At 74.2% G+C, this 20,740-nt stretch carries 12 protein-coding genes; 5 read left to right on the top strand and 7 right to left on the bottom strand.

Translation table 11 applies throughout. The features are described from left to right. Positions 1-109 precede the first annotated feature (109 nt). Positions 110-1,804 carry an RICIN domain-containing protein gene (locus tag WME98_RS49150; RefSeq protein ID WP_437948424.1) on the top strand — a complete coding sequence of 565 codons (1,695 nt, stop codon included), beginning with the start codon at positions 110-112 and terminating at the stop codon, positions 1,802-1,804. 50 nt (positions 1,805-1,854) lie between these two features. Here WME98_RS49150 and WME98_RS49145 read toward each other — a convergent pair whose 3' ends face one another. The 4 genes from WME98_RS49145 to WME98_RS49130 all read right to left on the bottom strand — a co-directional run bounded on the left by WME98_RS49145 (position 1,855) and on the right by WME98_RS49130 (position 9,121). Next, positions 1,855-2,493, bottom strand: coding sequence for a hypothetical protein (locus tag WME98_RS49145; protein ID WP_437948423.1), 639 nt, complete (start codon positions 2,491-2,493; stop codon positions 1,855-1,857). Between the two features lie 6 nt (positions 2,494-2,499). Next, positions 2,500-3,903: a selenium-binding protein SBP56-related protein gene (locus WME98_RS49140; protein ID WP_437948422.1), complete on the bottom strand. Its 1,404-nt coding sequence runs from the start codon at positions 3,901-3,903 to the stop codon at positions 2,500-2,502. 282 nt (positions 3,904-4,185) lie between these two features. Further along, the gene (locus WME98_RS49135) at positions 4,186-6,177 is read right to left on the bottom strand and encodes a hypothetical protein (protein ID WP_437948421.1); all 1,992 of its coding nucleotides are present in this window, start codon (positions 6,175-6,177) and stop codon (positions 4,186-4,188) included. Positions 6,178-6,673: 496 nt separating this feature from the next. Next, positions 6,674-9,121 (bottom strand): heavy metal translocating P-type ATPase, encoded by a 2,448-nt coding sequence (locus WME98_RS49130; protein WP_437948420.1) that lies wholly within the window; start codon positions 9,119-9,121, stop codon positions 6,674-6,676. A 188-nt stretch (positions 9,122-9,309) separates the two neighbouring features. On the opposite strand from WME98_RS49130, the gene WME98_RS49125 reads away from it, so the two are divergent. Both WME98_RS49125 and WME98_RS49120 read left to right on the top strand, forming a co-directional pair. Next, a complete protein-coding gene (locus tag WME98_RS49125; protein WP_437948419.1) occupies positions 9,310-9,915 on the top strand; it encodes a cadmium resistance transporter in 606 nt (201 codons plus the stop codon). Between the two features lie 345 nt (positions 9,916-10,260). Beyond that, a complete protein-coding gene (locus WME98_RS49120; RefSeq protein ID WP_437948418.1) occupies positions 10,261-11,052 on the top strand; it encodes a hypothetical protein in 792 nt (263 codons plus the stop codon). Positions 11,053-11,074: 22 nt separating this feature from the next. Here the strand turns inward: WME98_RS49120 and WME98_RS49115 are convergent, their stop codons facing one another. Both WME98_RS49115 and WME98_RS49110 read right to left on the bottom strand, forming a co-directional pair. Beyond that, a complete protein-coding gene (locus WME98_RS49115; RefSeq protein WP_437948417.1) occupies positions 11,075-12,382 on the bottom strand; it encodes a sigma 54-interacting transcriptional regulator in 1,308 nt (435 codons plus the stop codon). A gap of 189 nt (positions 12,383-12,571) precedes the next feature. Beyond that, positions 12,572-14,131 (bottom strand): serine/threonine-protein kinase, encoded by a 1,560-nt coding sequence (locus tag WME98_RS49110; protein WP_437948416.1) that lies wholly within the window; start codon positions 14,129-14,131, stop codon positions 12,572-12,574. 73 nt (positions 14,132-14,204) lie between these two features. Between WME98_RS49110 and WME98_RS49105 the strand changes: the two genes are divergently transcribed. Together WME98_RS49105 and WME98_RS49100 are read left to right on the top strand one after the other, a co-directional pair. Then, the gene (locus WME98_RS49105) at positions 14,205-18,413 is read left to right on the top strand and encodes a protein kinase domain-containing protein (RefSeq protein ID WP_437948415.1); all 4,209 of its coding nucleotides are present in this window, start codon (positions 14,205-14,207) and stop codon (positions 18,411-18,413) included. A gap of 166 nt (positions 18,414-18,579) precedes the next feature. Continuing rightward, entirely contained in the window at positions 18,580-19,431 is an 852-nt protein-coding gene (locus WME98_RS49100) for a hypothetical protein (protein WP_437948414.1), read from the top strand. 370 nt (positions 19,432-19,801) lie between these two features. Here WME98_RS49100 and WME98_RS49095 read toward each other — a convergent pair whose 3' ends face one another. Continuing rightward, a complete protein-coding gene (locus WME98_RS49095) occupies positions 19,802-20,602 on the bottom strand; it encodes a DeoR/GlpR family DNA-binding transcription regulator (RefSeq protein ID WP_437948413.1) in 801 nt (266 codons plus the stop codon). Positions 20,603-20,740 lie beyond the last annotated feature (138 nt).

Here is a 20,740-nt window from a genome sequence, read left to right as displayed (position 1 = left end):
GCATGAGCGGCCGAGTTCGTCGAGGGTGGGTGTTCGCACGAGAGCGGAACATCCCAGCGCTGCCATAGCGCGCGCGAAGGCCTTGACAAGCCTGGTTCAAGGAATCGAGATGGTGCTCCTTCTGGAGGGCATCATGCGTCTCGATTCCTTGTCTCCGATGGTGTGCCTGCTGGTCGCGGGCGTCGGCCTCGCGGCCTGCGATGCCGGTACGGCCGAGGGCGCCGGGAGCGCGACACCCGGGGACGGCGTCACCTCGGGGGTCGGCGCCTCCGGCGGCGGCGGCGCGCCTGGCGGCGGCGTCACCTCGGGGGTCGGCGCCTCTGGCGGCGGCGCCTCTGGCGTCGGCGGTGGGCACGGTGACGGCGGCGCGCCGGGCGACGGCGGGTCTGTCGGCGAGGGCGGTGGCCAGGAGCCGCTCCCGCCGGTCGGGCCTTTGGTCAACGGCATTCAGTGGGCCGACACCTCGGGCAATCCCATCCAGGCGCACGGGGGCGGGGTGATCAAGGTGGGCTCCTATTACTACTGGTTCGGCGAGAACCGGAACCCCGACGGGACGTTCTATGCCGTGTCCGCCTACCGCTCGTCGGACCTGCGGCGCTGGGAGCTCAGGAACCATGTGCTCACCATGGACTCCGACGAGGACCTCGACCCGGCCAACATCGAGCGGCCGAAGGTGGTCTACAACGCGTCTACGGGCAAATACGTGATGTGGATGCACTGGGAGAACGGGGTGAACTACGGCGAGGCCCGGGCCGCGGTCGCGAGCTCGAGCACCGTGGACGGCGACTACACGTATCACGGCAGCTTCCGGCCGCTCGCGGGCACCGGGGTGACCGACCACGGCAAGCCCGGGTACATGTCCCGGGACTGCGGCCTCTTCGTCGACGACGACGGCAAGGGCTACTTCATCTCGGCCTCGAACGAGAACTACGATCTCAACCTTTATGCGCTGACCCCCGACTACCTGGCCGTGGACCGGCTGGCTGCAGTGCTGTTCCCGGGCGGACACCGGGAGGCGCCGGCGCTGTTCAAGCGGAACGGCGTCTATTTCCTGCTGACGTCCGGGGCCACGGGCTGGGACCCCAACCAGGCCAAGTACGCGACCTCCCGCTCCCTCGAGCGCGGCTGGTCGACGATGACCAACGTCGCCGACGGCACGACCTACCACTCCCAGTCGACCTACGTGCTCCCGGTCCAGGGCAGCGCGGGGACGGCCTACCTGTACATGGGGGATCGCTGGGCGGGCGCCTGGGGCGGGCGGGTCAACGACTCGACCTATGTGTGGCAGCCGATCTCGTTCCCCTCGGACACGACGATGAGCATGAGTTGGAACAACACGCTGACCATCGACACGGCGGCGGGCAGCGTCACCGGGGCGACGAACCGCTTCAAGCTCATGAACAGGAAGAGCGGCAAGGTGATGACGGTCGCCGGCGCGTCGTCCGAGGACGGGGCCGCGGTGGTCCAGAGCGCGGACGACGGCGGAGACAACCAGAAGTGGAGCCTCAACTACAACGGCGCGGGCTACTTCCGGCTGACCAACGTCAAGAGCGGCAAGGTGCTGGACGTCCCCGACGAGTCGAAGAGCGACGGGATCGCGCTGAAGCAATGGACGGACCACGACGGCGACAACCAGGCGTGGCTCTTCATCGATCTGGGCGGCGGCGACCTCCAGATCCGGAACAAGAACAGCGGCAAGCTGGTCGGGGTCGTCCAGGGCTCGACCGAGGACGCCGCCGCCATCGAGCAGCGGGGGAGCAGCGGCGGCGAGGAGCAGCGGTGGCAGCTCGTCGTGGCGAATTGACGGCGAACTGACGGCGAATCGACGGCGAATCGACGGGCGGGCGACCAGCGTCAGAGCACGATCGCGATGACGCCGGCGCCGATGAGCGCGGCAGCCCACGCCCGATCGAGGTTGAACCAGGCCGTGCGGAGGATCGCGACGCCGAGCCTGTGGTAGACCACGAGCGCGACCGTCGCGGCCGCCGCCATCATGGCGGCCGTGTGCACGAGGACGGCGGCGAGGTAGCCCGCGGGGCTCGTCAGCGACAGGCCAGCTGCGTTGTGACACCCGGCGCCATGGCACGGCGCCGGGTTGTCCGCGCCGAGCAGGAAGACCGGGAGCAGCATGAGCCCGGCGCCGTGCGCGGTGGCCATCAGGAAGGACCACCAGGTCAGATCGCGGAAGCCGACGCGCATCCCGACCCACCTCGGGTGGCGCGGCCTCACGAGCTTGAGCGCGCCGAACGCGATCAGCGCGATCGCCGTGATCCAGCGGAGCGCCGCGGCGGGCACGCTCGCGAGACCGAGCCCGAGCAGCGCGACCGTGATCCCGATCGAGGCGGCGTGGCCGAGCGCGATCGGCACGAGCGCCCGCCGCACCGCGCGGCCGCTCTTCTCCTGGAGGCCGAGCGCGACCGCGAACAGCCAGCCCATGCCCGGGTTGATGCCATGATAGGCGCCGAGGAGCGCCAGGGTGAGCCAGGGCGTCATGGCGAGCTAGGGATAGCAGAACGAATCCGAGGACGCGTCGCCCCCCTCGAGCCGCACCTGGTGAGGGCGCAAGGGGCCGAAGTCGACGAAGAACTCGGGGTCGAGCGCGATGCCGCCGCCGGGGGCCGCGTCGACCTTGGCCATCCAGCCGCCCACGCCTTCCGGATAGAACTGCTCATCCCACGAGGCGTAGAGCGAGTTCGTGAAGTAGATGCGCCGCCCGTCGCGGCTCACCTCGACCATCTGCGGCCCGCCGCGCAGCGGCCCGGAGCGCTGGTGCGCCGCCCTGCGGACCACGCCCCCGAGGTGCACCGAGCCGGTCAGCTTCGGGTGGAACGGGTCCGACACGTCGTACTGGCGGAGCTCGCCCGTGCCCCAACAAGACACGTAGAGGAACCGGTCGTCGAGGGAGAGATTGATGTCGGTGATGAGGGGCGGGACGGCCTTGAAGCCCTTGAGCAGCGGCGGCAAGAGATCCGGCTCGGCCGGCTCGGCCGGCACCTCGATGACCTTGCGGATCGCCCACCGGTCGCCGTCGCGATGCCAGAGCCAGACCGAGGCGGAGAGGTCCTTGACGCTCACGACGACGCCGACGAAGCCATAGGCCTTGGTCGGGTCGTGCGCGGGGCGGAGCTCCAGCGCCATCTGGTGCTCGTCGCCGAGATCGAGCGCCTGGAGGTGCTTTCGCTTCCGGAGATCCCAGACATGGATCTTGTGGCCGTATTTCTTGCCGAGCAAGAGCTCCGGATTCACGCCGTCCTCGATCATCTTCGGCGTCCCCCACTCGCTCGTGAGCAGGGTGTCGTGGCCGAGGTGCCACCAGAAGTCGTAGTGGAGGAACTGCGGCCCGCGGTCGATCTCCCAGCGGCCGAGCACATCGAAGCTCTCGCAGTCGAGCACGAAGATGCCCCCTGGCCCTTCGCCCTCGGGGTTGCCGAGCGCGCTCACGTAGATGCCGTCGGGCCCGCAGTGCAGCGTGTGCGGGCGCGAGTAGCCGGCCCGCTTGGCGATCTCCTCGGCCCGGACCGTGTGGACGAGCTCGGGGCGGCGCGGGTTTGGCTTGACGTCGAAGACGAAGATGTTCGACGAGCGGAGCGCGGGCAGCAGCAGGAAGCGGCGCTCCACGTGGGGGTGCGGCGCGTACGGGCACAGCGAGGCGCTGCACGCGTTCCAGCCCGAGTGGTGGAGCTCGTCGCCGTAGGTCGGCAGCTCGTTGACCGAGACGAGGGTGCCATACTCAGGCGACCTCGGGTCGAGGTCGACGACCGTGAGCGCGTCGTGGCGATGGTTGCCCGGGCGCTTCAGCGCGGCGCCCGCGTCGAGCGCCGTCACGTAGGCCAGCCGCTCGGGCGGCGCATCCATCGCCAGGCGCGGCGACGGGTAGAAGGTGGGATCCGGACGAAAGCGCATGCGCTGCGTCTCCTTGAGTTCTGGCGTTCGCGTGTTCTCCGGGGGCGCCGCCGCCGCTCCCGGCAGGACCGGCGCGCGACGCCCGCGGCGTGAGGCGGTGATGACGGTTCGTTACCGGGTCGATGCGCTTCGTCCAAACGGCGGCGCCGCGCATCGACGTGGACCCGATCGGAGCGAGGACGTGCGTCCGTTATAACAGACGCCGCGGGCGGGATCTACGGTCGCGGTGGGCTTCCGGCGGCGCCGGGGCCGCGTGTCGGCGGCGAGGTCCCGCGGGGCGCGTTACGAGCGCGCGCGGCTGCGGCGCGCGAGCGCGAAGCCCGCGAGCGCCGCGGCGAGCGCGGCGGTGCCGCCGGCAGAGCCCGCCGGGCCCGAGGTGCTGCACCCCGCCCCGGCCGGCGCGATGTCGGCGCCGGTATCCGTGTCGACGTCGCCGAGCAGCTCGGCGCCGTCGGCCGACACCGGCAGCGCGTCGGGCTCGTGCAGATCCCGAGCCCACACCGTCGCGTCGAGCGCCTCGCTCTCGGCGAACGACGTGGACAGCACCTCGCGCTCGCCGAGGCCCTCCTCCCGCGCGAGCTCCTCGATCCCCGTCGCGGCGAGCCGCGCGGCGGCGCTGGCCGGGGTCGAGACCTCGAACAGCGTGTTGCCGATGGTCACATACCAGCTCCCGTCGAGCCAGCGGCCGTGCCCGAGCTCGGTGTTGATCTGCTCCGGAATTCCCCCCGGCCGGCCGATATAGCGCTTGCCTTCGTACAGGAACAGGACCTCGCCGGCGTCGCTGATGCCGTCGTGGCCGACCCGGAGCTTCGCCTGGTCGAACCGGCTCGACTTCGGGAAATCGCTGATCTGGTGCTGCTCGCCGTCGGGGGTCCGCAGCCAGATCTGGTTGGCGTCGCCATCGCTCTTCAGGAAGGCGGCGTAGCCCGCGTGCGCCAGCAGCCCGGCAGAGGTGTGGGTGAGCGAGTCGCCCAGGAACACCTCCTCACCCTCCGCGGTGTAGAGGTAGCTCGAGCTCGTCATCCCGTCCCACCACCGGCCGACGACGTTCGTTCCGTCGGTGATCGGCCGCTGCAGGTTGCCCGCGTGATCCCCGAGGAGCGCGGTGCCCGGCCCGACGATGGACGCGCTCTCGTAGGTGCCGAAGAAGACGCCGCCCGACGCCGCAACGTCGGCCTGGAACGGCGATCGGCTCCCCGGGTTGTACCAGAGGGTCCGGTTCGTGCCCGTCGACAGCGTGTGCTCGTGCGCCCAGTCGTCGTTGTACGACGTCCACACCGCCGTATCGCCGTTCACGGCGTCGAGGCGCGGCGTGATCGTCGCGCTCGCGACGTGGCGCCGGACGCCGTCGGCCCAGGAGAGAATGTAGCCGGTCGCCGACTGGTACACGCACCCCGACGGCGTGAGCGCGCCATAGACGGTGTCGAGCTGGGGAGCCGCCCATTCCGGGATGGTCTCGATCCACGTGATCTCGTGGGTGTTGCGATCGAAGATCCCGACGCGACGAAGGTAATCCAGGAAGAGGAACCGGGTGGCGTCGAAATCGAGGATGGTGCCGGGAGCGCGCTGGACGGCGGTGAGCCTCGGGCTGCGGTCGACGTGGATGGGGCCGACCGTCCTTGTGACGTTGGGGCCGACCCCGACGTTGGCCGAGACCGTGAGCGTGTACGTCTTGCCCGACGGGAGCCAGTTGCCGTTCCTGCCATTGGCCTCCTTGACGTACAGCCGTCCCGGGACGGGCTGCGGGTGGGGCGACCCGTCGTTGTTGTCGAACCCGTAGCTTCCGCTATCGGTGTCGAACCGCGCCGAGAGCTGCTTGCACTCATAGGGCGGCGTCGGGATGCACTTCGCTTCGAAGCGCCAGCCGGCCGTGAGGGTGTCGTGCGGCAGCACGTTCCACACCACGGTCGGGGGCGCGTACTGGTGCACGATGCCCTCATCGCTCGCGCCCTCGCCGAACGTGTCGTACGCGTTGACGGTCACGACGTAAGGGCCGTAGGGGAGCTCGCCGCCGAGCTCGCCGAGATCGAACGCGCCCTCGTAGTAGCCGTCTCCCGTCGGCGTGAGCTCGATGGTGAGGCCCTCGAACTCCGCCTCGACGTAATAGATTTCGTCAGGGGACGACGCGGCGACGCGCACCGGGACGGTGCTGCCCTCGATGAGCGTGTGGTTCGGCTGGACGATGTCGACCGTGACGGCGGCGTCAGCGGCTTGCGCCGCGAGGAGCACGGTAAGAGCAACGGCTGTGCCAGTGTGCCGGTGGTAAGTTCTCATAGATCCTCCGTATTTCTGGGACTTCGGTGCGCTCGCAGCTTCTAGCATTCACCCCCCTCGGCGTCCGGGCGATGCTTCCGCGGCGTGCGTGTGGGCGTGCGGCGGAGCGCCCGCGCGGCAGAAGAGCGTCCGGGCCTTCCGTCTCCTCCACAAGCCGGCTCCGAGAGGTTCGGCGCGGCGAACCCGAACGGCGCGCCCGGCTTCTTTGTGCGCCGCGTTGGGCAGCGCGATGACGCGGGCGAGCCAGCCCTGACCCGTGACGCCGTCGCGCGTGCGCTCCTCACCGAGGTCTAGGTAACGATGCCAGTCCAGCTTTCGCCAAGCCGATCTGGATATCAGCATGAATTCAACGCCATCGAGGAACGGGCCGAGTGGGAGATCGTCGCCTTCGAGGCGATCTCGGCCTCTCCCGACCTGGTGGAGCTGCCGACCGCCCGCGCGCGCCATCGCCGCGCGCGGAGGTCGGCGCGCGATGCGGAGTCGACTCACCGAACGCTCATTCGCGACGTGAGCCGCGGCCGAACGCGCGCAACCTGAGGGAGTTGGCGAGCACCGACACGCTCGACAGCGACATCGCCGCGCTCGCGAGGACGGGGGAGAGGAGCCACCCGGTGAGCGGGTACAGCAGGCCCGCCGCGATCGGGATGCCGAGCACGTTGTAGATGAACGCCCAGAAGAGGTTCTGGCGGATCGTGCGCAGCGTCGCGCGCGCGAGCCCGAGCGCCACCGGCAGGCCGGCGATCCCACCGCGGAGCAGCGCCACGTCGGCGGACGCGACCGCGACGTCCGCGCCGCTGCCGAGCGCGACCCCCACGTCCGCGCCGGCGAGCGCGGGCGCGTCGTTGATGCCGTCGCCGACCATGGCCACCCGGCGGCCGGCGGCCCGCTGCTCGCGGACGAGCCTCGCCTTGTCCTCCGGCCTCACCTCCGCGAACACCGCGCGGATGCCGAGCTCCTCGGCGACGGCGCGCGCGGCGCCCGCCCGATCGCCGGTCACCATGGCCACCTCCACGCCGAGCTGCCGCAGGGCCGCGATGGCGCGGCGCGCCTCCTCGGTCGGCCGGTCGGCGACCGCCACGAGCCCGGCGAGCCGCCCGTCGATGGCCACGAACGACGGCGTGCGGCCCTGCGCGGCGAGCCGCTCGGCCTCGGCCTCCAGCGCGCCCGTGTCGATGCCCGCCCGGCGCAGCCACGCCGCGGTGCCGGCGCGCACGACGCGGCCCGCGGCGCGCGCCTCGATGCCGTGGCCGATCTCCGCGCGGAAATCCGAGGCCGCCGGGAGGCCCACGCCGCGGCGGCGCGCGCCCTCGACGATCGCCCGCGCCACCGGGTGCTCGCTCTGGAGCTCCGCGGCCGCCGCGAGGCCGAGGAGCTCCGCCTCGCCGTGGCCCGCGAGGGCGACGACGTCGGTGAGCTCGGGCCGCCCCGAGGTGAGCGTCCCGGTCTTGTCGAGCAGCACCGTGTCGACACGGCTCGCCGCCTCGAGCGCCGCGCCGCCCTTGACGAGGACGCCGAGCTCCGCGCCGCGCCCCGTCCCGACGGCCACCGCCGCCGGCGTGGCCAGGCCGAGCGCGCACGGGCAGGCGATCACGAGCACGGCGACGAACCGCTCGATCGCCGTGGCGAGGCCCGCGGCGGTCGGGTCGACCGCGAGCCACGCGACGAAGGCGAGCGACGCGACGGCGGCGACGACGGGGACGAAGACGCCGCTCACCACGTCGGCGAGGCGGGCGATCGGCGCGCGCGACCCCTGCGCCTGCTCCACGGCGTCGACGATGCGCGCGAGCGCGGTGTCCGCGCCGGTCTTCGTGACGCGGAAGGTGAGGGCGCCGCTCTGGTTGAGCGTCCCGCCGAGCACGGCCGAGCCCGCGGTCTTGTCGACGGGCATGCTCTCGCCGGTGAGCATCGACTCGTCGACCGCGGACGCGCCGCGGACCACCTCGCCGTCGGTCGCGATGCGCTCGCCGGGCCGCACCAGCACGAGGTCGCCGGGCGCGAGCGCGGCGGCGGGCACCTCGTCCTCGGCGTCGCCGCGGAGGCGCCGCGCGGTCTTCGGCTGCAGCGCCACGAGCCCGCGCACGGCGTCGGCGAGCCGCTTCCGCGCGCGCGTCTCGAGGAGCCTGCCGATCAGCACGAAGGTGACGATCGCGGCGGCGGCCTCGAAGTAGACCGGCGGCAGGCGGCCGTGCTCGGCGTGCGGGAAGAGGCCCGGCGCCACGACCGCGGCGGTCGAGTAGAGCCAGGCGGCGCCGGCCCCGAGGCTCACGAGGGTGTTCATGTCGGCGGCGCGGTGCCGGAGCGCGCCGAAGGCGAGGCGGAAGAACCGGCGACCCGGCCCGAGGATCACGACCGTGGCGAGCGCGAGCGAGAGCCAGCGCCCGAAGGTGCCTTCGAGCGCCGGGAGCGCGCCGTGGGACATGGCCACGGCGAGCAGGGGGGCCGTGAACAGGGCGGCGATCGCGACGTCGCGCCGGAGCGCGCGCCGCTCCCGCTGCTCGGCCGCGTCCATGGCGGCAGCGCGCTCGGATGCGGCCGGGTGCGGGCGCGGCGGCGGAGCGCCCGCGGATGCTGCGGTGTCGCCGGCGTCGGCGGATGCTGCGGTGACGCCGGCGTCGGCGGGCGCTGCGGGGGCGCCGCCGAGGGCGGAGGCGTCGGGCACCTCGGGCACCTCGTAGCCCGCCTCCACGATGGCGTGGGCCAGCGCGGCCGGCGTGGTCGTCCGCGCGTCGTAGGCGATCGTCGCCCGCTGGGTCACGAGGTTGACCGTCGCCTCCGCGACGCCGGGCGTCGCGCGCAGCGCCTTCTCCACGCGGCGCACGCACGCCGCGCAGGTCATGCCCTGAACCGGCAGGTCCGCCCGGGCGCGTTGCTCCACGGTCGCCGCGTTCGCTCCGGGCGCGGCCGTCGCCCTGGTCGGCTCCGCGGGCTGGGGGTTCGTCGTCATGGCCTCTCCATTCCACTCCACGAGCGCGCGGCTCGCCTCCCGTCCGCCTGCGCAGGCGCAGCCGCTCCGGCCACGCTATCTACCCCGGAACGACCGACACGGCTCCCGCGGCCGCAGGGCCGAAGCCGCTCCGGCCGCGCCGCGGCGCGGGTTGGCCGGCCGCGGGAGGTGCTATGCCCGCGGGCGCCATGGAGCAGATCCTTCCGGCGCTCGGGGTGAGCGTGGTCGTGTTCGTCTCGACGAACATCGACGACATCCTCCTGCTGTCGGCCTTCTTCGCGGACCCCGGCTTCACCGCCCGCCAGGTCGTCGCCGGCCAGTTCCTCGGCATGGCGGCGCTCGTCCTGGCGAGCGTCGCGTGCGCGCTGCTCGCCGTCCGCGTGCCGGACGGGTGGATCGGCCTGCTCGGCCTGGCGCCCCTCGCGCTCGGCCTGCGGGGCCTCTGGGCGCTCCGGCGGGGCCCCGAGGCCGACGACGACGACGAGAAGCCGCCCGGCGGCGCGGCGGGGTTCAAGGCGCTCGCGGTGGCGAGCGTGACCATCGCGAACGGCGGGGACAACCTCGGCGTCTACATCCCGCTGTTCTCGAGCACCCCGGGGCACGTCCCGCTCCACGCGGCCGTGTTCGCGGTCATGACCGGCGCCTTGTGCGCGCTCGGCCACCGCCTCGTCCACCACCCGGTCCTGGGCAGCCGCATCCGGCGCTACGGCCGGGCGGCGCTGCCGTTCGTCCTGATCGGCCTGGGGCTCTGGATCCTGTCCGACGCCCTCGCGCTCGCCCGTCCAGCGGGTTGACCGGCCGCGGGAGAGGGCGCTCGTTGCCTGCCCCGGGCTGCACCTGCCGCCTGCTGCAGCCAGCACCCGGGCGCCGGGAGCGCCTCCGCCGCCGACCGCCGCGCTCGCCGCTCGCCGTGCGCGGGGACCCCCGCACCTCCACGGAAATCAGGGCCCTCCGAGGCGGCGATCGCCCTCGCCTCGGCCCGCGCCGCGCGTGGCGCGATGCCTGCTTGAGAGCGCGCGGCGGCGGCAGGGCGACATCCCCCCGTGCACCTCGCCCGCCGTCGAGTGTGACCACCATGTTTCAAGCAAGAACCGAATCATCCGTGACCGCGCACGATCGCGAGCGCACAGGAGGCCACCTTGCCGGTCGCGCGTTTTGATGCCGCGGGCAAGCTCGCCGTCGACGAGGCGCTCCAGCGCGGCGAGGCGGTCGTCCTGCCCACCCCGTCGCCGCTGGCCTACGTGATCGCGGGGACGACGGCCGCGGCCGTGAACCGCGCGCGGGGACGACCTCACAACCACCCCGTCGCCGCGTGGGAGCCGCGCCTCGACCTGCTCGCGCCGCACCTCGCGCTCGACGAGGCGGAGCGCCGCCGCCTCGGCTGGCTGCTCGCGGTCGAGCGCGTGACCGCCCTCGTGCCGCAGGCCCGCGACGTCGCCTCGCCGAGCTGGCTCGAGCCCGCCGCGAGCTACGGCATGGCGCTCCTCTTCGGCGTCACCTGGGAGCCCATCGCCTGGCTGCTCGAGCGCCACGCGCCGCTCTTCGTGAGCAGCGCCAACCGCGCCGGCGCGCTGCCCGCGGTCGACCTGCGGCAGGCCGTCGCCGCCTTCGGCCCCGAGGTGTGGGTGCTCGACGGCGACGCGCTGCGCGAGCGCGCGCGGCCGCACGCGTCCACGACGACGCTCCGCTTCGTCCCTGGCCGCGGCTGGGAGATGCACCGGCGCGGCATCCAGGACTCCCTCCACGCGACCGCCGGGCGGAGCGACTACCTCGTGGACGTCCTCGCGCGCGCCGACGCCGCCCTCCACCGGAAGCCGCTCCCCAGGCGGCAGGACGGGAGAGGCGGGCGCCCGCTCCGGCGCTCGCGGAGCTCGGATCGCGACGGCCCTGGCCTGGCGCGGCCCCATCGCGCGCGGCTCGAGGCGTCGTGAGGCCCCGGGCGGCGCGCGGGGCTCACGGCTCGGTCGCCGTGACCCCGTGCCGGCGCAGGAGCTCCCGCAGGTAGTTCCGGTCCATCCGGCCGGCGCGCGCGGCGTGGGAGAGGTTCCCCCCGTTGGCCCGGATCAGCGCCCTCACGTACGCCCGCTCCCAGCGCGCCACCGTGCGCTCCTTGGCCTGGCGGAACGAGAGCTCGAGGTCGTCCGGCCGGAGCGCCTGATCGTCGTCGCCGACCTCCCGCGCCGCGGGGCAGCCCTCGCCGATCGCGGGATCGCCGGTCAGCACGGCGCGCTCCACCGCGCTGCGCAGCTCGCGGACGTTGCCGGGCCAGTCGTGGTGGAGCAGCCGCTCCACGAGCTCGGCCGGCGGATCCGCCTTGTCGGCGAACTGCCGGTAGTAGTGCGCGACGAGCAGCGGGATGTCGTCCCGCCGCTCGCGCAGCGGCGGCACGCGGAGCCGGACCACGTTGAGCCGGTAGAACAGGTCCGAGCGGAAGGTGCCGCGGTTCACCTCCTGCCGGAGATCGCGGTTCGTGGCCGCGATGATCCGCACGTCGAGCGGGACGGTATCGAGGCTGCCGATGCGGCGGATCGAGCGCTCCTCGAGGGCGCGCAGCAGCTTCGGCTGGAGGTCGAGCCGGAGCTCGCCGATCTCGTCGAGCAGCACCGTGCCCCCGCGCGCCGCCTCGAAGGCGCCGGCGCGCGCCTGGTGCGCCCCCGTGAACGCGCCCTTCATGTACCCGAACAGCTCGGCCTCGATGAGCGTGGGCGGGATCGCGCCGCAGTCGATGACCACGAACGGCCCGGCCGCGCGCGGGCTCTTCTGGTGGATCACCTCGGCGAGCAGCCCCTTGCCGGACCCGGTCTCGCCCTCGAGGAGCACCGTGGCGTCCGCCGCGGCGATCCGCGGGATCATCGCGAAGAGCCGGCGCATCGCCGTGCTCTGCCCCAGCACCCGCCCGGAGAGCTCCGCGTCCCCGAGCGGCTCGTGGACCTCGTCGGGCAGGTGATCGAAGCGCAGCGACGTCTGGCCCACGCCGAACGTGGCGCCCGGGGTCAGGTACGCCGCCTCCACGCGGAAGCCCCCGAGCAGGATCCCGTTCGTGCTGCCGAGATCGCGCAGCTGATAGCCCTTGGGGGTCGCGGCGATCACGCAGTGGTGGCGCGACACCGACGGATCGGTGAGCACCAGGTGATTGCCGGCCGCGGTGCCGATCGCGAGCTCCGGCGCGTCGGCCACGTGGGAAGCGCCCTGATCCGGGCCGCTCACCACCTGCACGCTGAACCTGCCGAACGTCACCTCGCGCGGGTGGACCTTCAGCACGGTGGTCGCGTCCTCGCCTGATGTGGGTATCGGAGTGCGGATCACTCTCACCAGCTTACCATGTCGAACGTCGCCTGAGCGGTGTCCCGGACATCGCACATGCGGTGCAGACGCGGGCACGCAGCTGCTGATGGCCCCCGCAGGCAGCACCCAGGATGGACTTTTCCGGCGCGGTGCCGGAGCGCGCCGCTACCGCGCTGCGGTGGGCTCGGCCCCGGCGAGGACGAGCATCGTCCCCTCGAGCGCCGTCGGCCCGGCGACGATCCCGAGGCCCGCGACGACGTCGGGCGAGGCGAACACGCCCGCCTGCGCCCCCTCGGGCGCCCAGCCGCCGACCTCCGCGAGCTCGCCGCCGAGCAGCTCGCCCGAGGGGCCGAGGAGCAGCTCCCCCGTGTGGAGGCACAGGCGCACCTGCACCCTCGGATCGCGCCCGGGGCGGCCCTCGAGCCGCCGGAAGATCCGGAGCGCGGCGTCCACGGCGCGGCGGCGCGCGTCGGCGTCGGCGTCGCCGGGGCGCTCGGCGGTGAAGAGCAGGCTGCTGCCGGTCTCGGCCCCGGGGGACAGCCCGGCCTCGGTGAGCTCGGCGGCCACGAACGGCAGGATCGCCTCCAGATCCGCGAGCAGGCGATCGTCCGGCGCGTCGAGCGCCTCGGGCGCGGCGCCCACCTCGGCGTAGATCGCCACCCCGGGGCGCGCGCGCGCGCCGCTCGGCGCGTCGCTCGCGCCGCGCGAGGCCTCGAGCGCGCCGCGGAACTCCTCGAGGAAGGCGCCGGGGCTCGGGGGGCGCGCCGCGGGGTCCTTGGCGAGCGCCCGGAGGATGACCTCGTCGAAGCCCGTCGAGAGCCGCGCCTTCGCGCTCGGGCGCGGTGGGCTCGCGAACAGGTGCAGCTGGCGCAGGAGCGCGCCGATGTCCCCGCTGAAGAGCGGCTCGCCGACGAGCATGCGGTAGGTGAGGGCGCCGAGCGCGTAGACGTCCGCCCGGACGTCGACCGGCTGGCCGAGGAGCTGCTCGGGGGCGACACTCGAGGGGCTCCCGAGGACCTCGCGCGAGGAGGTCAGCGACGGCCCGGGCGCGTCGAGCAGCTTGGCCACCCCGAAGTCGAGCAGGACGACGCGGCGGCGGTCGCCGTCCTCCTCGAGGAAGACGTTCGACGCCTTGAGGTCGCGGTGCACGACGGCCTGCGCGTGCGCGGCCTCGAGCGCGTCGCAGAGCGGCTCCAGCACCGCGAGCGCCTCCTCGGGCGACAGCCGGCCGCGCGACCGGAGGTGCTGATCCAGGCTGACCCCGGCGAGCAGCTCCATGACGTAGTAAGGCCGCCCGTCCTCGAGCTGCCCCTGCTCGAAGACCCGGACGATGCCGGGGTGCTCCAGCCGCCGGACCGTCTCCACCTCCCGCTGGAAGCGGATCACCACGTCCGGCTGCGCGCTGAGCTCCGGGTGCAGCACCTTCACCGCGGCCGGCGCGCCGCGGTCCGCGTGCCGGGCGCGGTAGATCACGCTGAAGCCGCCCGCGCCGAGCGGGCCCTCGATCACCCAGTCGCCCGCCCGCTCCCCGGGCATCAGGCCGTCCAGCGCGACGCCGCCGAGCGCCGCCGGCGGGCGCGTGGCCGTGGCGGTCGGCGTCATCGGCGTGAGCGTGATCGGCGTGGCCGCGGCGTCGGGCTCGGCCGAGGCCGGCTGCGCGGTCCGGACCGTGCGCTCGCTGGGGATCCCCGCGCTGGGGAGGGTGTCGGGCTCTTCGCTCACCATGGACCGGCCGAGCGACGGTACCATAAGCGCAGCGGCGAGCTGACGCCCTCCGCCGGCCCCAGGGAGCAACGACGTGTCCCGCTGTCCACAGTGCCACCGCCGGCTCCCCCCGGCGGGGGCTTGCCCTCAAGACGGCGGGACGGCGCCGCCGTCGGCCGAGCGCACGCCCGCGCCGGGGCCGCCGCGCGTCCCGGGCTTCCAGGTCGGCGGCTTGCTGGGGCAGGGCGGCTTCTCCGCCGTGTGGTCCGCGCGGCGCGAGGCGGACGGCCTAACCGTCGCCCTCAAGATCGGCCGCTCCTCCGGGCCGACCGTCCAGGCGCGGTTCCGGCGCGAGGCGGGCGCGCTCCGGCTCATCGGTCCGCCGCACGTCCCGCGGGTCCACGCCGAGGGGCGGCTCGACGACGGCCGCCCCTGGTTCGCCATGGATCTCGTCCCCGGCGAGACGCTCGCCGAGGCGCTCGCGGCGCTGCCCGGGCCCCCGGAGCCGGCCTGGGCGGCCGCGAGCGCGGCCACGCTGCTCGACGCGCTCGCGGCCGCGCACGCGCGCGGCGTCGTCCACCGGGATCTCAAGCCGGAGAACGTGATCTTCACGCCGCCCCGGGCGCGCCCCGGCGCGGACGCCGCGCGCGCGGTGCTGCTCGACTTCGGCCTGGCGCGGCCCGCCGGGGCGCCGCGCCACGACGACGAGATCGAGATCACGCGCGGGGGGACGGTCGTCGGCACGCCCGAGTACATGGCGCCCGAGCAGCTCCGCGCGGAGGCCGACCTCGACGAGCGCGCGGATCTCTACGCCTTCGGCGCGATCCTGTTCGAGCTGCTCACCCTCAGGCCGCCGTTCGTGGGGGACACGGGCGCGGTGGAGCACGGGCACCTCACGCTGCGCCCGCCGCGGCCGGGAGAGCTCGCGCCCGTCCCCGAGGCTCTCGAGGAGCTCGTCCTTTCGTGCCTCGCCAAGGATCCCGGCCGTCGGCCCCCGAGCGCGGCCCGCCTCCGCCGCGCGCTCGACGAGGCCTGCGCGCTCGGCGCCGCCGCTGCCGCGGAGTGCGGCGTCGCTGCCGCGGAGCCCGGCGCTGCCGCGGAGCGCGGCGCGGCCGCCGCGGAGCTCGGCGCTGCCGCGGAGCGCGGCGCGGCCGCTGCCGCGGAGCCGACCTCGCGGCCCGCGATCGCGCCGGGGCCGCCCTCCGGCCGCGGGGGCGGCAGGCTCATCGCCGAAGGGCTCCAGCCGGCCGTCGTGCTGGTCGCGGAGACCGGCGCCGCCACGCCGATCGTGGTCGCCGCGCTCGCGAGCCGCAGGGGGATCTGCGTCCGCCAGCGCCGGCGCCGCTACATCGCCGTCTTCTCGGCCCGCGACGCCGAGGATCCGGTCCGGCTCGCGCTCGCCGCCGCGCGGGAGCTCGTCGAGCGGCACGGCGCCCGCGCCGCGCTCCACCTCGCGGGCGTCATCATCCGCCCGCGCGAGAAGGCCCCGCCCGGCGTGTACGGCGCGGCCGTGGATCGCCCGGAGACCTGGATCCCTGCGGATCCCTGGTCGGGCGTCGCGCTCACCGAGGAGTTCGAGCGCGCCCTCGTCGAGGCCGAGGCGACCATGACCCCCACCTCGCCGCAGGGCGCGCCGGCGGCGGAGCTCGAGGCGCCGCCGCCGACCACGGTCGGGCGGGGCGACGTCATCGCGGCGCTCGAGGCGAGCGCCGCCGCGGCGTTCAGCGGCGTGTGCCCCGCGCTCGTCACGGTGCTCGGCGACGACGGCCTCGGCAAGAGCCGGGTCGCGGCCGAGGCGGCCGCCGTGGCGCGGCGCCTCCGCCCCGGCGCCGCGGCGCTGGTCGTGCGCGCGGCGCAGCCCCTGCCGGGCGAGGCGAGCAAGGACACCGCGGCGATCCTGCGCTTCGCGCTCGCCGCGCCTGCGGCTGCGCCGGCCGATCCTCGGGCCTTCTGCGAGGCGCGGCTCGGCCCGGAGATCGGCGGCTCGACCTTCGCGTCGGTGGCCGCGGCGCTCGGGTGGTCGCGCCCCGGCGCCGCGCCCGCCGCGACGCCGCACCACCTCGCGCGGGCGATCGCCGAGGGGCTGCGCCGCCGCGCGCGCCGCGCCCCCGTCGCCGTGATCGTGGACGACGCGCAGTGGGCGGACGTCACCGTGCTCGACGCGCTCGAGGTCGCGACGCTCGACGGCGCCGGCGTGGCGCTCTGGGCGGCGGTCGTCGCGCACCCCCGCTTCGAGCGCTTCCGCCCCACGTGGGGCGCGCGCACGCAGCGCGCCGACCGGGTGACGCTCGCCCCGCTCGACGAGGTCGCCGCGGCGGACCTCGCGGCGCAGCTGCTCCTGCCGGCGGCGTACCCGCCCGCCGACGTGCTCCGGGGGCTCGCCCGCTGGGCTGGCGGCAACCCGGGTTGCCTCGCCGCGATCATCCGATCGCTCAAGCAGGCCGGCCTCGTGCGCCGCCGCCCCGGGGGCGGCGACTACTGCGTCGAGGCGGCGGAGCTCGACGGCCTGCCGGTCTCTCCCGCGTGGCAGTGGCTGGCGATGCGGCAGCTCGGGGCGCTGCCGCAGGAGGTCGCCGCGCTCGCGCGGCTCTGCGCCGTGCTCGGCGAGTCGTTCACCCGGGCCGAGCTGGAGTGGGTACAGGACGCCGTCGATCGCGCCGGAGGCGCCGGGACGCCGGTCGACGCCGGGTACGGGCTCGGCGTGCTCGTCGAGCAGGGCATCATCGGGCGCCGCGCGGGGGGTGACGGCGAGCGCGCCGCGCCCGGCGAGGGCGACGGGCGCCGCGCGCGGGGTGAGGGCGAGCGGTGGTGGTTCCAGAGCGGCCTCTTTCGCGACGCGGTGTACGAGACGCTCGATCCCGAGCACCGCGCGCAGATCCACCGGCACGCGCTCGCCTTCTGGCGGGCGCGGGTCGAGCGCGGGCGCCCTCCCGCGTCTTCGGCGGCCCCGCGGGCCGCCCCCGTCGCGCCCGCGGAGCTCGCGGCGCAGCCGGGGCCGGAGGAGCTCGAGCCGCTCGCCCGGCACGCGGGCGCGTGCGGGGCGGGGGAGGAGGCGGCCGAGGCGCACCTCCGGCTCGGGGATCTCGCGTTCGCGCGGCACCGGCACGTCGAGGCGGAGCGCTGCTACACCGCCGCGCTCAAGCTCGCCGGCGAGGGCGATCGTCGCCGCCGCGCGCTCGCGCTGGCCGGCCGAGGCCGGATCCGGTACCGGCTCCACCTCATCGAGGAGGCCCTGGCCGACCTCTCCGCCGCGCTCGAGCTCGCGGACGACGAGCTCCGCGCGGACGTCCTGCTCGAGGAGGCCACCGCGCTCGACTGGACGGGCGCCTACGAGGCGTCGTCGCGGCGGGTCGAGCTGGCGCGGCCGCTCGTGGAGCGCGCGGGCTCGCCGCGGCTCTCGGCGCGCCTCTGCGTGGCCGAGGGGCGCACGCGCCTCAGGCGGGGCGAGGTCGCGGAGGCGACCGCGCTCCTCTCGGAGGGGGCGTCGCTGGCCGAGTCCGCGGGCGACGAGGAGAGCCGGATCATCGCGCTCGTGCTGCTGTCGACCGAGCTCGCGCACGCGGGCCGCTTCTCCGAGGCGGAGCGGCAGGCCGAGGAGGCGATCGCGCTCTGCGAGCGGGCCGAGGATCTGCCGCACCTCTGCGTCGCGATCATGAACCGCGTCGTGCTCTGGGCGCTGAAGAAGGAGCTCCCGCGCGCGACCGCGGACCTCCGGCGCGCGATCGCGCTCGCCCGGGAGATCGGCAACCCGTGGCTGGAGCGCGTCGCCACGTACAACGTCGCCGAGCTGCTCTACTGGAGCGATCAGCAGGACGAGGCGCTCTCGCTGGCGCGCCGCGCGCACACGCTCGAGCAGCGGTTCGTGGATCGCCCCGTGTCCGAGAGCTCGCTGCTGCTCGCGCGCATCCTCGCGGCGCGGGGCGACCTCGGCGAGGCGCGGCGCCTCGTCGCGTGGATCGCCGCGTCGTGCCCGCCGGAGCCGTCCGCGAAGGCGGCGCACGGCTGCTACCTGATGCTGCGCTGCCTGCTCTCGGACGGTGGCGACGGCGTCGCGCCGCGCGACCTGCTCGGCGGCCTCGACGAGGCGGAGCTCGAGGCCGGCCCGTTCCAGTTCGCCGACGAGCTCCTCGAGGTCCTTTACTGGCGCGGCCGTGCGGCAATCCGCCACGGTGCGGTCGAGGTCGCTGTCGCGAGCCTGAGCAGGGCCCGCGCGCTGCTGCCGGAGCATCCGGCGTGGCGCTCGCGGTTCGACGGGCTCGCGCTGCGGCTCGGCGCGCCGCAGGCCGCCGCGAGCCGCTGCTGACCGCGCCGCTCCCATCACCGCTGAGCCTGGTTGCGGCGATGGCGGCGCGACGGCCGCCCGCGCGGACGATCGGCCGGACGCGGCCACGGATCGGGAATTGCTTAGGAGTGGCCGCTGAACCGGGTGCGATGCGCACGCACGTGCGCCTTAACTGGAGGATGAGGTCATGCTTCGCGTAAGGATCGATGCTGCCGGGGTGATCGGTTTCTGCGTGCTTGCGGTCGGGTGCGGTGCGGCGCCGGCCGACGAGGGCGAGTCGGTCCTGGTCGCGGAGCAGGAGATCATCGTGATGAACGGCCTCCAGCCGGCCTATTTCTGGAAGCCCTCGACGCAGCGTGCGCTGCGGGCGCTCGCGCAGGCGCCGCTCCCGGCCGGGCTGGACAGCGGCGGTGGGGCGGCGCTCCTCGAGAGCGAGCAGGGCAGGCACCTCGTGGAGCGCGTGGTCGCCTGCGCCCTGCCGGCGGGGGCGGCGGTGGCGGCGCCCTTCGGGCAGTCGTTCGCCGGGTGGATCGGGCTCGCGCCGTCGTGGGCCACCTCGCCGCTCTCGGACGGCGCGTCGCGGCGCTGGGTGACGGCGTGCTTGCTTCAGTCGCTGAACGCGCTGGGCGCGCCGGTCGCCGTTCACCTGACCGGCGGCCACCCGGGGCTCGCCGACGCATCGGACAGCGAGGCGTCGGAGTACACGGTCCGGGATGCGATCATGTTCGGCGATCTCTTCGAGCCGGCCCGCCCGACCGCGTTCGCCTGCGCCGACAACGCGCTGATCGACGACTGCGGCGTGGCGCTGAGCGCGAAGACCCTCGAGCGCGTCTGCGGGCAATCGCCCACGTGCGGGCTCACCCTCCTCGGCCACTGCAACGCGATCTGCGACCGGGACGGCGCGGGCGCGTCGACCTGCTGGGCGCCCCGGAGCGGGGTTTACCCGGAATCGATCGCCTCGAGCCTGGAGCCCCTCGTCGCGCTCTCCTCTGGGGGCCTCACATGCGGTGTCCTGGGGCTGGTCTCCGGGCTCCTCTAGGTTGCTGGAGCGGTTTTCAGCTGGGATTGGTACACCGGCTCTCGTCTCCCGTCTCCCGTCTCCCGTCTCCCGTCTCTCGTCTCCCGTCTCTCGTCTCTCGTGCTCGTGCTCGTGCTCGTGCGCGCTGACTCCGGGAAATCGCGCACGCGCACGCGCACGAAGGACGAGCACGAGAGACGAAGGACGAGCACGGGAGACGAAAAACGTCTGCATGAAACCCATTACAATTCCATCTCTGTCCCGTTGCGCCTCTTGCGCCCTTGCGCGCTCTCGTCTTGCCGCGCGCCGTGCTCTTCCAGCTCGCTAGGAAGCCCTCTCCGTCCCTCGGAGCCGGGAGCACCGCTGTTGGAACGCCGGTGTCGGAGCGCCGCTACGCCGGCTCCTCCTCCAACGCCTGCGTGATGGTGACCCCCGCCTCCCGGTATGGAGCGAGCGCCTCCTTCGACACCCCGCGCTCGGTGAAGAGCCACGTCAGCTCGCCCAGCGGCGCGACGACGTACGGCGACACCGTGCCGAGCTTGTCGGCGGTCGCCAGCGCGACGACCTCCGCCGAGGCCTCGACCATCGCCCGCTTCACGTACGACTCGTCCAGATCCACCGTGGTGATACCGAACGCCGGATCCAGCGTGCAAACGCCGAGATAGCAGAGGTCCGCCCGGATCTGCCGCACCCCCGCGATGGTCACCGCGTCCGCGGCGGCCAGCGGATCCTTCCGCATGCGCCCGCCGAGCAGCACCACCTCGACGCGCGGGTGCTCGGACAGCGCGATCGCCACAGGAGGGCTGTTGGTCACGACCGTCGCCTCGAGATCGCGCGGCAGGTGGCGCGCCACAGCCACGTTCGTCGTGCCGCTGTCGATGAACACCACCTGACCCTTCTTGATCAACGTGGCCGCCGCCCGCGCGAGCTCGTCCTTCACGCGCGGCTGCTGTCGCTCGCGCGCAGGGAAGCTCGGGTTCACCCGGGCGAGCGGAAGGCCGCCGCCGTGCACCCGCTGCAGCAGCCCCTCGTTCGCCATCTCGCGCAGATCGCGCCGGATCGTGTCCTCCGAGACGCCGAACGCACGGCTCAGCTCGGCCGCCACCACCTTCCCGTCGCGTTCCAGTACGGCGAGAATATGCCGCCGCCGTTCGGCGACCATGAGCCCGGAGCTGTCTGCGTTGTTTTGCACGTTCGTTCCTGTTTGTGCACGAGTATCCTTGCGAAGGCCGTGTTTGGCTGCAAGATTCTTCCTTGATGTTCACGATAATGCACGAAGATTCTGGAACGCTTCCTGCTCACCCTGCCGTCTGCTGGACGGCCTTCCTCG

The sequence above is a fragment of the Sorangium sp. So ce296 genome (assembly GCF_051529605.1).
Classification (GTDB): Bacteria; Myxococcota_A; Polyangia; order Polyangiales; family Polyangiaceae; genus Sorangium; species Sorangium cellulosum_D.
The sequence above is the reverse complement of the archived record's forward strand: the minus strand, read 5'-3'. Positions and strand labels throughout refer to the sequence as shown.

Coding starts and splice junctions, on each gene's coding strand:
- WME98_RS49150 (WP_437948424.1), top strand. CDS start 110: ATGGTGCTCCTTCTGGAGGGCATCATGCGTCTCGATTCCTTGTCTCCG.
- WME98_RS49145 (WP_437948423.1), bottom strand. CDS start 2,493: ATGACGCCCTGGCTCACCCTGGCGCTCCTCGGCGCCTATCATGGCATC.
- WME98_RS49140 (WP_437948422.1), bottom strand. CDS start 3,903: ATGCGCTTTCGTCCGGATCCCACCTTCTACCCGTCGCCGCGCCTGGCG.
- WME98_RS49135 (WP_437948421.1), bottom strand. CDS start 6,177: ATGAGAACTTACCACCGGCACACTGGCACAGCCGTTGCTCTTACCGTG.
- WME98_RS49130 (WP_437948420.1), bottom strand. CDS start 9,121: ATGACGACGAACCCCCAGCCCGCGGAGCCGACCAGGGCGACGGCCGCG.
- WME98_RS49125 (WP_437948419.1), top strand. CDS start 9,310: ATGGAGCAGATCCTTCCGGCGCTCGGGGTGAGCGTGGTCGTGTTCGTC.
- WME98_RS49110 (WP_437948416.1), bottom strand. CDS start 14,131: ATGGTGAGCGAAGAGCCCGACACCCTCCCCAGCGCGGGGATCCCCAGC.
- WME98_RS49100 (WP_437948414.1), top strand. CDS start 18,580: ATGCTTCGCGTAAGGATCGATGCTGCCGGGGTGATCGGTTTCTGCGTG.